The 12,893-nt window shown below is 58.6% G+C and carries 9 protein-coding genes; 7 read left to right on the forward strand and 2 right to left on the reverse strand.

Annotated features, from left to right (window positions below; translation table 11 throughout):
- Both CVU60_12505 and CVU60_12510 read right to left on the reverse strand, forming a co-directional pair.
- Window positions 1-663, reverse strand: a complete 663-nt coding sequence (locus CVU60_12505) for a nicotinate (nicotinamide) nucleotide adenylyltransferase (GenBank protein PKN41253.1) — start codon at window positions 661-663, stop codon at window positions 1-3.
- Between the two features lie 4 nt (window positions 664-667).
- Window positions 668-1,927: a glutamate-5-semialdehyde dehydrogenase gene (locus tag CVU60_12510; GenBank protein PKN41254.1), complete on the reverse strand. Its 1,260-nt coding sequence runs from the start codon at window positions 1,925-1,927 to the stop codon at window positions 668-670.
- Between the two features lie 237 nt (window positions 1,928-2,164).
- Between CVU60_12510 and CVU60_12515 the strand changes: the two genes are divergently transcribed.
- The 7 genes from CVU60_12515 to CVU60_12545 form a co-directional block, all read left to right on the forward strand.
- Window positions 2,165-2,812: a hypothetical protein gene (locus tag CVU60_12515; protein ID PKN41255.1), complete on the forward strand. Its 648-nt coding sequence runs from the start codon at window positions 2,165-2,167 to the stop codon at window positions 2,810-2,812.
- A gap of 130 nt (window positions 2,813-2,942) precedes the next feature.
- A complete protein-coding gene (locus CVU60_12520; protein PKN41256.1) occupies window positions 2,943-4,511 on the forward strand; it encodes a hypothetical protein in 1,569 nt (522 codons plus the stop codon).
- Window positions 4,512-4,572: 61 nt separating this feature from the next.
- A complete protein-coding gene (locus tag CVU60_12525) occupies window positions 4,573-5,928 on the forward strand; it encodes a hypothetical protein (GenBank protein ID PKN41257.1) in 1,356 nt (451 codons plus the stop codon).
- Window positions 5,910-7,370, forward strand: a complete 1,461-nt coding sequence (locus tag CVU60_12530; GenBank protein ID PKN41258.1) for a hypothetical protein — start codon at window positions 5,910-5,912, stop codon at window positions 7,368-7,370. The genes CVU60_12525 and CVU60_12530 overlap by 19 nt, the downstream gene beginning before the upstream one ends.
- A 145-nt stretch (window positions 7,371-7,515) precedes the next feature.
- Window positions 7,516-8,964, forward strand: coding sequence for a UTP--glucose-1-phosphate uridylyltransferase (locus CVU60_12535; protein PKN41259.1), 1,449 nt, complete (start codon window positions 7,516-7,518; stop codon window positions 8,962-8,964).
- Complete coding sequence (locus CVU60_12540; protein PKN41260.1) at window positions 8,957-11,503, forward strand: hypothetical protein; 2,547 nt, start codon at window positions 8,957-8,959, stop codon at window positions 11,501-11,503. The genes CVU60_12535 and CVU60_12540 overlap by 8 nt, the downstream gene beginning before the upstream one ends.
- Before the next feature lie 370 nt (window positions 11,504-11,873).
- On the forward strand, window positions 11,874-12,893 hold a 1,020-nt coding region (locus tag CVU60_12545; GenBank protein PKN41272.1), incomplete at its 3' end, for a histidine kinase.

The raw sequence follows: 12,893 nt of genomic DNA on the forward strand, positions 1-12,893 counted from the left end.
TTAGGGTGATACGTTCCAGCAATCCTTGAAAATCCGTGGTTCGGACAACATCCGCCCCCGGACCGCTTCCGGCACGAGCCCGCTCGTTTCGAGGCCCGCACAAAATTTTTCCCGCACCATGCTCGCGCTGACATCCAGACGCGCCATGGGCACCAGCATGACCCGGCGACCTGCCGCGATGCGCCGCACGCCCGGCCCTTCCTCCCGCCATTCCCAGTGCCTGTCCAGAAAATCGTCCACTGCCGCCTGCCCCAGCCCGAGCCGGTCCACCACGGCAATGTCGGCCAAGAGCGGCAGCTCCAGCCCACGGTGCCAGTCGGGCAGGGTCATAAAATCCGGACTGCCGAGAACAAAGACATGATTGGTATCCGGAAACATTGCACACAGGCGGGTCAGGGTCGCATACGAATATGAAGGGACGGGCATCTCGCCCTCCAGGGCGCTGACCCCCAGCCCCTCCACCCCTTCCACCGCCTGGCGCAGCAGGGTCAGGCGCAGGCCGAAATCGAGCAGCCCCGACTCGCCCTTGTGCGGGGGGACCTTGGCGGGCAGAAGATCCACCCGCTCAAGCCCAAGCGCCTCACGGGCTTCGATGGCCATGCGCAGATGCCCGTTGTGCACGGGGTTGAATGATCCGCCGAGAATCCCCACCGAACCGGACAAGGGTCTAGACACGCACCTGTCCTTCTCCGAAGACGATGTACTTGAGGCTGGTCAGTTCCTTTACGCCCATGGGACCGTAGGCATGGATCTTCGAGGTGCTGATGCCGATCTCGGCGCCAAGCCCCAGTTCTCCGCCATCGTTGAAGCGAGTGGAGGCGTTGATGAGCACGCAGGAGGCGTCCACCGTCCGCAGAAAGCGCATGGCCCGGTCATGGGTGCGGGTCAGGATGGCTTCGGAATGGCCCGAGCCGTAGCGCGCGATATGATCCTCGGCCTCGGCCTGGGTGTCGACGATCTTCACAGCCAGGGTCAGGGACAGAAACTCGCGTCCGAAATCATCGGCATCGGCGGGCGTGGCCGTTGCACCAAGAAACGGCAGGGAGCGCGGACAGGCGCGAAAAGACACGCCCTGAGGCGCCAGGGAGGCGGCCAGACGGGGCAGGAATTCCCGCGCGATACCCTCGTGCACCAGCAGGCATTCCAGGGCATTGCACACGCCCGGACGCTGCACCTTGGCGTTCTCGACGATGGGCAGGGCCTGTTCCTGATCCGCGTCCTTGTGCATATAGATGTGGCAGACGCCTTTGTAATGCTTGAGGACAGGCATGGTCGCGTCCTTGACCACGGCCCGGATGAGGCCTTCGCCGCCGCGCGGGATGACCACGTCGATGTATTCGTCCAGGGCCAGAAGATGTTTCACCGCGGCCCGGTCCGTGGTCGGCACGATCTGAACGCAGCCCTCGGGCAACCCGGCCGCATCCAGGGCCCGGCGCAAGAGGCCGCCCAGGATCTGGTTGGAGTGGTAGGCTTCGGAACCTCCGCGCAGGATAACGCTGTTGCCGGCCTTGAGGCAGAGAATGGCTGCGTCGATGGTCACGTTGGGGCGGGATTCGTAGATGATGGCAATGACGCCCAGAGGAATGCGCATGCGCCCGACGAGCAGTCCGTTGGGGCGCTTGATCATGCCCTCAACCTCTCCCACGGGGTCGGACAGGGAGGCCACGTGACGACAGGCGCTGGCCATGGAGTCCACGCCGCCATCAGTGATGCGCAGGCGGTCGATCCGCGCCTCGTCCAGTCCGCCCGCGCGCGCGGCTTCCAGATCAAGGGTGTTGGCCGCAAAAATTTCCTGCCGAGAATCGTGCAGCAGATCGGCCAGAGCCAGAAGCGCCTTGTTGCGCTCAAGGCCCGTGGCCGTGGCCAGTGTCCTAGCGGCGGTCCGTGCCGATGCGGCCAGGTCGCGCATTTGTGATTCCAGATTCATCCTTCGCTCCTGTCTGTGTTGAAAAAAGATCCAAAGCCGAAAATATTATTCATCAAAGACTATACCAACGCCGCGCCGCAGGCAAGAATACTTCACCCGCGCCCCTCTTTGAAGACCTGATATCCTATGATTCCGGCATGTTTTACACCTACGCATTCCCTTTGACCTTTTCCGAGATTGCCTATAAACAGACTGGGCTTTTACAATAATGGCAATTCGAATCAAAGGAGCCTTTCCATGGAAGAACGCAAAGAGACAAATGATATCCTGGCAACGATCGAACAGGAAATGGACTCCGACATCCATCCCCTGCTGAAGAAAATTCTGGACAACATCAAGCCCATCGGCATCACCATCGGCGGCATCGTCATGGCCGTGGCGGTCTATTCGGGAGTCACCTCCTACCAGGAGTCCCAGCGCGAAAAGGCCGTGAGCGAACTTGGCGTCATCATGACCATGGCCGACCAGGCCGCACGCACCGAAAAACTCCAAGCCTTCGCCACGTCCGGCCCCGAAGAGCTGCGCTCCGCCGCACAGCTCGAACTGGCCCGCATCTACATGGACCAAAACGATTACGAGAAGGCGGCCGGAGCATGGCAGGCCATTGGCAAGGGCACGGACATCCGCGTCATCGCGGGGCTCGGCGAAGCCAAGGCCCTGATCCTCAAGGGCGACCATGCCAAAGCAGTGGAAATACTGAGCGCCCTCAAGAAGGACGCAGGACAGGAATTTCTGCCTGCCGTTTCCGCAAACCTGGCTTTTGCCGCCGAAAAAGCGGGACAGATCGAGCTGGCCATCTCCGAATACGAGGCCCTCAAATCCAAGGAAAGCGGAAACGAGGCATTCCTGGACTACAAGATCGGCATGCTCAAATCCAAATCCTGAAAACGAATCTATTATAACAGGGTGCCCCCGGAAAACGGGGGCGCCCGAGACCTAAGGACTGCGGCCTCAAACCCGAGGCAGACGCCGAGAACGCATCGCACAAGTCCCCAAACGATTTGGAAAACACCCCATGATGACCGCCGAATTTCTGCATTATCTGCAAACGCTTCAAAGCACGGTACAGCACCTCGACCCCATGAGTCCGCTGCAGTCGAGCCTGGACAGCCTGCTGGCCATGACCGCCGAGGCCATGAAATACAAACGCATGGCCCTGGCCATCTTTGATCCCAAGGCCAACACCATCCGTTTCGACCTCACCTACGGGCACAAGGGGCCGGTCAAGGCCACGTACCTGCCTGGCCAGGGAGTCACCGGACAGGTTCTGGACAGCGGAAAGTCCATCATCGTCGAGGCCATGGGGAACGACGAGCGGTTCCTGAACAAGGCCATGGGCCGCACCCAGAAAGAGCTGGCCGAGCTGTCTTTCATCTGCGTTCCGGTCATGAGGATCAGTCCCGAGGGAATCCAGGAGGCCCTCGGCGTCCTGAGCGCGGACATTCCCTGCCAGCCGCCCGAGGTGCTGCAGGTTCACTGTGCCTTTCTGGAGGTTCTGGCCGCCGTCATCGCCCGTCAGACCGCATATCTGCAAGAAAACATGGCCCAGAAAGAGCTCTGGGCCTCCATGGGTTTTCTGGGCGAAAGCCTGGATCGCGACACGGCCATGGTGCAGGCCAAAATCGTGGCCACCTCCAAGGCCATGGCCTTTGTCATGGGTCAGATCATGCAGGTGGCTTCGAGCAAGGCGTCGGTCCTGCTGCGCGGCGAATCCGGCACCGGCAAGGAGCTCCTGGCCGAGGCCATCCACAATGCCAGCTCACGCCGCACCAAACCCCTCATCCGCCTCAACTGCGCAGCCCTGCCCTCGGAACTGCTGGAGAGCGAGCTCTTCGGCCATGAGCGCGGCGCCTTCACCGGCGCGGTGGGCTCCAAGAAGGGCCGCTTCGAGCTGGCCCACGGGGGCACCCTCTTTCTGGACGAAATCGGCGAACTGAGCCCAGAGGCCCAGTCCAAGCTGCTGCGCGCCCTGCAGGAAGGGGAAATCCAGCGCCTCGGGAGCGAGAAAAGCATCAAGGTCGATGTGCGCATCATCTGCGCAACCCACCAGCCGCTGGAAAACCTGATCAAGTCCGGCGCGTTCCGCGAAGACCTCTACTACCGCATCAACGTCTTCCCCATCTTCATTCCGCCCCTGCGCGAACGCCGGGAAGACATCCTGCCCCTGGCCGAATATTTCCTGGAATTCTTCGCCAAGGAATACTCCAAAAACATCAAGCGCATCTCCATGCCCGCCATCGACCTGCTGACCCAGTACCAGTGGCACGGAAACGTGCGCGAACTGCGCAACTGCCTGGAGCGGGCCGTGCTGATCTGCAACGAGGAAGCCATCCGCACCTACCACCTGCCGCCGACCCTGCAAACGGCCGAAAGCTCGGCCACGGACAACCAGCTCTCCTTCGGCGAGGCCGTGGGCAAATTCGAGCAGGAGATCCTGGTCGAGGCCCTGCAGAAATGCGGAGGCAACATGCTGCAGGTGGCCAGGGAACTCAGGGCCAGCTACCGGATCATCAATTACAAGATCAAGAAGTACAACCTCGACCCCAAGAAATACGACGGGCGGGGCAAAACTCGCAAACCCTGATTGCAGGAGGGCAAGGCCTGGGTTATGGTTCCGCGAAACTCGCTCAACCTGAGGACCAGCCATGCAACCCTCCCTTCATGCCCGAAAGCATATCAGGGCGCACCTTATCGAACGCCTGACCGACCGCACAGACGATGACCACGCTGGTATCCGAAGCGCGGCGCTGAACCTCTTCTTCGAAGCCAGCTTCAAGTTCGAGTCCCTGCGCGATCTCAAATCACTTTGCGTGCTCGTGCCCGACGTGTGCCTGGGAACCCCCGCCTCCCTCTACATGCGCGGCCCAAAGGATACGTTGCGGCTGCGCCGGACCACCAGCACCGCAGGGCCACGGCCCATCACCTTTCCCGAACCTTCCTGCCCGAGCCAGGCGGCCATCATGCGCCTTGAAGGCCTGACCGCAATTCCCATCTGCGAAACCGGAACCGAGCCGAAACTGCTTGGGATGCTCTGCCTGCACAAGGACCTGAGCCCGGCCGAGGAGACGTTCTACCTGGCGTTCGCAGGCTGCGCCGCCCAGCTCATGGCCGTGAAGCAGATCACCATCAGCAACCGCCAGCACCTGACCTTCATCAACAATCTGGTGCATGACATCGGGCACAACGTCATCGTTCCCAACATGCACTTCAAGCTGCTCTTCCTGCAGATGGAGAAACAGCTCGAACGGCTCGGACACAAAGTGAACTCCCTGGCCCCCGTCCGTTCCGACAGTCCGGATCGGGAAATCCGGCGCGAGCTTCCGGCAATGATCAAGGATTTGCAGGCACGCCAGAAAAGCATCTCCAGACGTTTTCAGCAATCGAGCCTGTTCCTGGAGAGCCTGCTTCGGCGCGGTCACTTTGAAAAAGGGCGATACGACCTGCAACCACGCCCCTGCAAACTCAAGAGCCAGATCTTTGAGCCGCAGCTCGAACGCTTCCTTCCCCTGCTCAACGCTCAGGGTATCTCCATCCGCATCGCGCCGGATGTGCATATCGACGAAGACATCGTGCTGGAGGCGGATCTTGGTCTCATTTCCCAGGTTTTTGCAAATCTGCTGTCCAACGCGGTCAAATACACCGAAGCCATGCCGGGAGAGTCCGGCCGCGAGGAAAAACTGGCCCTGTACGGCTGGGAAACAAAATCGCAGGCATTTGGACCGGGGCAACCCGGGATCGAGCTCTACATCCGCACCACGGGACACGCAATTCCCAGCCAGGACCGGCCGAAACTCTTCAATGCGGATTTTCGCTGCAGCACCACGGAAAAAGTCGAAGGTTCCGGCCATGGACTGTTCTTCGTCAAGCAGATCGTCGAGCTGCACAATGGCCGGGTCGGCTACTCCTACGACGCGCCCATGAACACCTTTCACATCACCCTGCCCTGCCGGGGCAACCCCCAAGCATCAACGGAGCCTGGATCATGCCCCAGTCCATCCTGATCATCGAAGACGACGAACCCCTGCGCGCCTCCCTCGCCACAAACCTCAAGGACGCGGGATTCGTGGTCCATGAAGCGGCCGATGCAGAGCAGGCCATGCAGCTTTTCATGAATCTCGCTCCGGAAGTGGTGCTCCTGGATCTTGGGATTTCAGGCGACGAGGGAATGGGCCTGCTCGAAAGCATGAAGCTGACCCGGCCGTCCACTCCCGTGATCATCGTTTCCGGACGCACGCACATAAGCTACGCCATCGACGCCTTCAAGGCAGGGGCCTTTGACTATGTGACCAAACCCATCGTCAGCATGGACATCTTCATCAACGGGCTGCGCAACTGCCTGACCCAGTCGCGCCTGCAGCGACACGTTCTCGACACCGAGGAACACCTGATCCGACTGGTCCGGAAGCTCCCCGTCATCATATTCATCATCAACCGCGACCTGGAATTCGAATTCCTGAACCAGGCCACGACGCATATTCTCGGCTACTCCCCGCTGGAGATTCTCAAATCGCCCAAATCGTTCTTGAGACGCATCGTGCGGGAAGACCGGAGCCAGTTTCTGCTCGCCTTGAGGAACAGCCTGAAGTCTGAACCGGCCGAATTCAATCTTGAATTCCGATTCCTGCACAAGAAGGGGTACCCCGTCTCCCTCATGCTCCAGTCCATTGCGTCCCCCTTGGCGCCCGGCGGCGTTCCGGACAGGATCGAGGGCATGATCATGGACATGACCCGCAACTCCTATCTGGACAAACTGCTGCTGCAAAACGAAAAGCTCAGCATGTTGCGGACCATGACCGAAGAAGTGGCGCACGAAATCCGCAATCCTCTGGTCGCCCTCGGCGGCTTCGCCCGGAAACTGCGCCAGCGCTACCCCGAAGCCTTGGAAACCAGGGTCATCCTGGAAGAATGCAACCGGCTCGAACGCCTTCTCCAACGCATCAACGCCTACCTTGAACCCATCAACGTCACGCTGACCCGCTGCCTGCTGCCGCCCACGGTAAACTTTATCATGCGCCTCGTTTCCAGCCGTCTGGATAACAAATCGATCCGCTGCGACATCGAACTCGAGGATGACCTCCCTGCGGTCCTTGCCGATCAGGAATTCCTGCATCGCATCTTCATCTACCTCATCGGACACGGCGCCGACATTGTCGATCAGTCGGGCAGGATGCGCATCACGGCTTCCCAGGCAAGCGACCTTGTCGTGGTCAGTCTGGTCATGGAACCCGTGCGTACTCCCGCATCCGGTCATGAGCGTCTCATCATGCCCTTCGAGGACGACGAGATGAACCTGGCCATGTGCCTGCGACTGGTGGAGCGCATCGGCGGACACCTGCACATGGAACAAGCGGATTCCGTGGCGCGGCTGAGGATGTCCCTGCCCCTGGCTGCCGCGCGGGAAGATGACAGTCCCGAATCCCGGAACGAAAGGGACGACCTTTAGGGCTGGCTTCAAAAATTTCCTCTTTGCGACCACGCCATTATGGACGAATAACGGCACATGCTCTATGCTGATTCTTCAACCGCGCACCTCCCCCGCCAACGCCGGGGACTGCGATCATGAACCTGATTCCACACAAGGAGCCTCCATGGCCCAAGACATAAGCTGCGTAAGCGTCGATGACCCCAAGCTCTCCACTCTCTTTCGTCCTTTTGCCCTGAAGATGGAGCAGCAAGGCCTGCCTGCCATCGTCATCAACACCTTCAAGTGTTACTTTAACCAGTTCCTGTACGGCGCCCAGGGCAAGCTCTCCGACCGGGACGTAATGGCCGTGCACGACGATGAACTCGCCGACTACGACGCCATGGAGCAGTTCAAGGAAAAGGGCGAGCAGGCCCTGGACAAGACCGCCGTCATAAAGCTCAATGGCGGCCTGGGCACCAGCATGGGCCTGGAATCGGCGAAGTCGCTCATTCCGGTCAAGGAGGGGCTCAGCTTTCTGGACCTCATCCTGCTGCAGGCCAAGACGGTCCGCACCCATTACGGGGTGGATTTTCCGCAGGTTTTCATGAACAGTTTCAAGACCCACATGGACACCATGCTCAAAGTCGGTGATTTCCATAATGGCACCACCGGCATCGACCTGGCCTTTCTGCAGCACCGCTACCCCAAGATCATGGCCAAGGATCACACCCCTGCGTCCTGGCCCCAGAATCCCGAGCTGGAGTGGAACCCTCCGGGACACGGCGACATCTACACCGCCATGATCACCTCCGGCATCCTCGATGCCCTGCTGGACAAGGGCTACCATTACGCATTCATTTCCAACTCCGACAATCTCGGAGCCATCATGAACCGCCGCCTGCTCGGCTACATGGTTCATCACAACCTGCCTTTTCTCATGGAAGTCGCACGGCGCACGGAGCAGGACAAGAAGGGGGGGCACCTCTGCCGCCTGAAAAAGAACAGGCAGCTTGCCCTGCGCGAGGTGGCACAGTGTCCCGACAATGAGATGGAATCGTTCTGCGACATCGAAAAATACAAGTTCTTCAACACCAACTCCATCTGGATAGACCTGCGCATCCTGCAGTCCGTTTTCGTCTCGCACCGGATGATGCCGCTTGACCTGATCATCAACCCCAAGCACCTGGATCCCCGCGAGCCGTCCTCGCCCAAGGTCTTCCAGCTGGAAACGGCCATGGGGTCGGCCATCACCAACTTCCTCAATGCCCAGGCCGTCATCGTGCCCAGAAAGCGCTTTGCCCCGGTCAAGACGACAGGCGACCTGCTCCTGGTCATGTCCGACTGCTTTGTGCGTACGGAACGTGAAACCATCATTCCCAACCCGGAACGCGTCACGCCCATGCCGTCCATTTCCCTCGACTCGAACCATTACAAGAAAATCGACTCGTTCCTGGCCCGTTTCCCCAAGAATCCGCCGTCCCTGCTCAAATGCGACAGCCTTGTCGTCGAAGGGGATGTGCTGTTCGAACAGGATGTGCTTTGCGTGGGCGATGTGCGTATCCTCAACACGGGCCCGAATCAGGCCGTGATCAAGGCCGGCAGCGTGCTGCAGGGAGAAACAGTCTTTGCGTGAACGGAACGGGATTGTCCCTCGCCGCTCCCGGCTGCAGCAGGCGCTCCTGAGCTGCCTGCTACTCCTTGTCCTGTGTCCGGCAAACGCCTTGGCCGCGAGGCAGGTATTCATCCTCAATTCCTACCATCCCGACTACAAATGGTCCGCAGACATCATGCACGGGCTGGAAGCGACCCTGCATCAATACGATCCGGAAGTGCTCATTCATGTCGAGCACATGGACACAAAGCGCAACCTTGATCCCGAATATCTGGCCAACCTTCCCAGATTCATGGAGCTCAAGTACGCTTTCCTGAAACCTGATCTTGTCATCACAGTTGACGACAGCGCCTTCTTTTTCATTCTAGAACACGGGGCGCGCATATTCCCGGACACCCCGGTGGTCTTTTGCGGCGTGAACACCAATCCCCTGCCATCGTTGCCCAAAAACATGACCGGAGTGCGCGAATACGCGGACCTGAACACGAACCTGAAGCTCATGCGCAGCCTGCAGCCGCAAATGCGCAAGCTGATGGTCGTCGCGGACAAGACTGCAACGGGCATTGCCGCCGTGGCCGACCTGCGCAAGGCAGTTCCGCCGGACCTTCCCCTGGAGGTGCTTGAGGATGCGCCCCTGCCGGAGCTTGTGGAACAGGTCAAAAAGATCGGCCCGGAGACGGGACTTCTTTTTCTGCTCTATTTCCAGGACCGCGATGGCCGGGTCCATGGTGCGACGGAAGCCATATCGGCCATCTCCAAGGCCAGCCCCGTTCCGGTTTACGGAGTCTGGAATTTTCTCATGGGCCATGGCCTTTTCGGCGGGTACCTGACCAACGGATATGAACAGGGGCGGATTGCGGGCAGCATGGCCGGCCAGATCCTTGGCGGCACAAATCCGGCCGACCTGCCCGTGACCTACGATGACGGGATCCAGCTGGAAGTGGACATGCGTCAGATGGAACGCTTCGGGATCACTCCCGACCGGCTGCCCCTGGAGACGAAATTCCTCAATCCGAGCACGTCAAAGGCACATGAAATCCTGCTTCTGCATTCCTACCACACGGGCTTCAAATGGACCGACGACATCGAATCGGGAATCAGGGAGAGCCTTGGCTTTGAAGCCGGAAACCTGGAAATGCATGTCGAGTACATGGACACAAAGCGTCATCCCGAGCTCGAATTCACCTATCTCAACTACATTGTCCTGCGCGAGAAATATCGGTCCGCCAAATTTTCGGCAATTCTGACCTCCGACGACAACGCCTTCAACTTTGCCCGCCAGTACCGGCAGACCCTGTTCAACAACGCTCCCATCATCTTTTGCGGCGTGAACTATCTCGCCGATCCCGAATCACTGCCCGCTCAGGGAATCACCGGCGTGCTCGAATCCTACGATATCGTCAGCACGGTACAGGCCGCAGCCCGCCTGCTGCCCCAGGCCAAAAAACTTTTCGTCATCAACGACGCCACCCCAACGGGTCTTGGCAACCATAACCGCTTCGAAGAGGTTCGCCACCTGCTGCCCGCCGCCCTCGACATTGAACTTCTTGAAAACATTTCCATGACCCGCCTGCTCGAACGCTTGCCCTCGCTGCCCCCGGACAGCTTCATCCTGCTCATGAGCTTCAACCAGGACCGCGACGGAAACACCTTCTCCTACGAGGAGAGCTGCAAAAGCATCGTCGATGCCAGCCCCGTACCGGTCTTTTCCTTCTGGGACTTCTACCTTGGCGCGGGCTCCGTCGGAGGAATGGTCACCAGCGGCCATCACCAGGGTCTGGCCGCCGGAAATCTGACCCGCAGCATCCTGCGCGGGCAAAAAGTTACGGAGCTGCCCATCATCACCCTGAGTCCCAACGCGTTTATTTTCGACGCCAAGGTCATGAAAAAACATGGACTGGACTTTAACCTGCTCCCCGCCGGCGCAAGCCTCATCAACGATGACTCGGACGCATACCGGCACACTCGCGCCTTGTGGACAATCTCGGCCCTGATTCTGATCATCGCCATGCTGCTTTTCACCCTGGTCGTCTTTTACCGGTACCAGCACCGCAAACGCCGGGCCCTGGAGCGCTCCGTGCGCATAGATCCCCTGACCGGGGCAAGCACCAGAAGCGCCTTTGAATCGGAAATGCCGCAACGGCTCAAAGTCGCTGCGGAGAAAAATGAAAAATTCATGTTCTGTTACGTTGACGTGGACAAGCTCAAGCAGGTCAACGACACTTTCGGACATCTCCACGGCGATACCTATCTGAAGGAAATCGTGTCCATCATCCGCGCCTGTGTCCGCGCCAGCGACGAAATCTACCGCATTGGCGGCGATGAGTTCGTACTCATCTTTCCAGGCTGCGGCCAGGATGAGGTACAGCGGGTTTGGACCCAGGTACAGGCGCATCTCCACGCTGCCAACAGTACCGGCCGGATACCTTACGAAATGGGGCTCACGCACGGCTGCACGCTGTTCAACCCTCAGGACCCGCAGGATCTCGCAACCCTGCTCAAAAAATCTGACCAGTCCATGTACACTCAAAAACACAACTCACCGAAGTCCCGCTCCTGATTCTTGTCCCGGCCCTCGTCCGCCCTCACGGGTAGCTTGATGAACCAGTACAAAAGTCGCCAGAAAGCCTGACATTCCCGCGCAGGCAGGACGTGTCCGGAAGCGTACAAAACCTTTTTTTCCAGACAGTTGAATATCTCCCCCGTCTTTGGAAGAAAGATGCCTATCTGTTGTGACAACTCCCGAACAAAATTCCTGATAGCTGCTCACAAAAACTATTCATACAAAAATAATCCGAATGCCCTGTAATGAAAGATAATTTATGAATGTGAAATATTGAACGCCGAGTTAGTCATACAATACATTGCACTTATGAAAATAATGATGATAATGTAAGACAATCCAAGAAAATATATCCGGAGGCAGAACGATGAGCATGCGATTGGGAATCCGAAACAGGTTGCTTTTATTGGTTGGTGTGATGCTTGTCTTCATCGGCGCGGTAGTAGTTTTTTTCGTGTATCAGGCCTCAGACTCGAAATCACAGATGATTGAGCGGGTAGGAATGATCATGACCGATGAGGCCAAGGACAAGATCATGATAATGGCGCAGTCGACGGCAACCAGCATCGGCGCCGCCATCAAGGATGTAACATCTCATGAGGAGCGAGTTTCCATCATCAGCAATCTGATTAACGACATCCGCTTCGAAGAGGACAAATCAGGCTATTTTTTTGTCTTCAAGGAAACCGTATATCAAGCTTTTCCGCCAAATCCGGCTCGAGTGGGCGTTGATGTCGGCGAGATCAAGGACGTCAACAACGTTTATTTTGTCCGCGAACTTATGAAACGCGCCAAGGAAGGCGGCGGATTCGTAAATTATGTTTTTGAAAAACCCGGCAAGGGCGTTCAACCCAAGGTCAGCTATTCGACCATGATCCCCGGCACCGAGATGTGGATCGGAACCGGCATCTACATCGACAACATCGCCGAGGCTCAGGCCGCAGTAGCCGCTGATCTCGAAAGCGCGGCCGCGAGATCGCTGACCATTGCCATCTCCTTCATCGGAGCCGGATTAGCGTTCCTGGTCCTGCCCCTGACCATTTTCCTGATTCGCTCCATCATCGTCCCGCTGCAGCGCATGATCGGGATGCTCAAAGACATCGCCCAGGGCGAAGGCGACCTGACCGCCCGCCTGAAGGACACCTCCGGCACCGAGACCCAGGAACTGGCCGAATGGTTCAACAAGTTCGTGGAGCAGGTGCATGGCATCATCCGCGAAGTGGCCGGCAACTCCGCCCAGGTCAATCAGGCCTCGGCGGGACTTCTTGGCCTCGCCACCAACCTTCGAGGGGCCTCCAGCGACATGACCGCCAAGTCCACCAACGTGGCCGCAGCCACGGAAGAGATGAGTTCCAACATGAACTCCGTGGCCTCGGCCATGGAAGAA

The organism is Deltaproteobacteria bacterium HGW-Deltaproteobacteria-18, from assembly GCA_002841885.1.
Taxonomy (GTDB): domain Bacteria; phylum Desulfobacterota; class Desulfovibrionia; order Desulfovibrionales; family Desulfomicrobiaceae; genus Desulfomicrobium.

Bases quoted from the DNA above. Each gene is read 5' to 3' on its own strand.
- CVU60_12510 (PKN41254.1), bottom strand. From the start codon at position 1,927: ATGAATCTGGAATCACAAATGCGCGACCTGGCCGCATCGGCACGGACC.
- CVU60_12515 (PKN41255.1), top strand. From the start codon at position 2,165: ATGGAAGAACGCAAAGAGACAAATGATATCCTGGCAACGATCGAACAG.
- CVU60_12520 (PKN41256.1), top strand. From the start codon at position 2,943: ATGATGACCGCCGAATTTCTGCATTATCTGCAAACGCTTCAAAGCACG.
- CVU60_12525 (PKN41257.1), top strand. From the start codon at position 4,573: ATGCAACCCTCCCTTCATGCCCGAAAGCATATCAGGGCGCACCTTATC.
- CVU60_12530 (PKN41258.1), top strand. From the start codon at position 5,910: ATGCCCCAGTCCATCCTGATCATCGAAGACGACGAACCCCTGCGCGCC.
- CVU60_12535 (PKN41259.1), top strand. From the start codon at position 7,516: ATGGCCCAAGACATAAGCTGCGTAAGCGTCGATGACCCCAAGCTCTCC.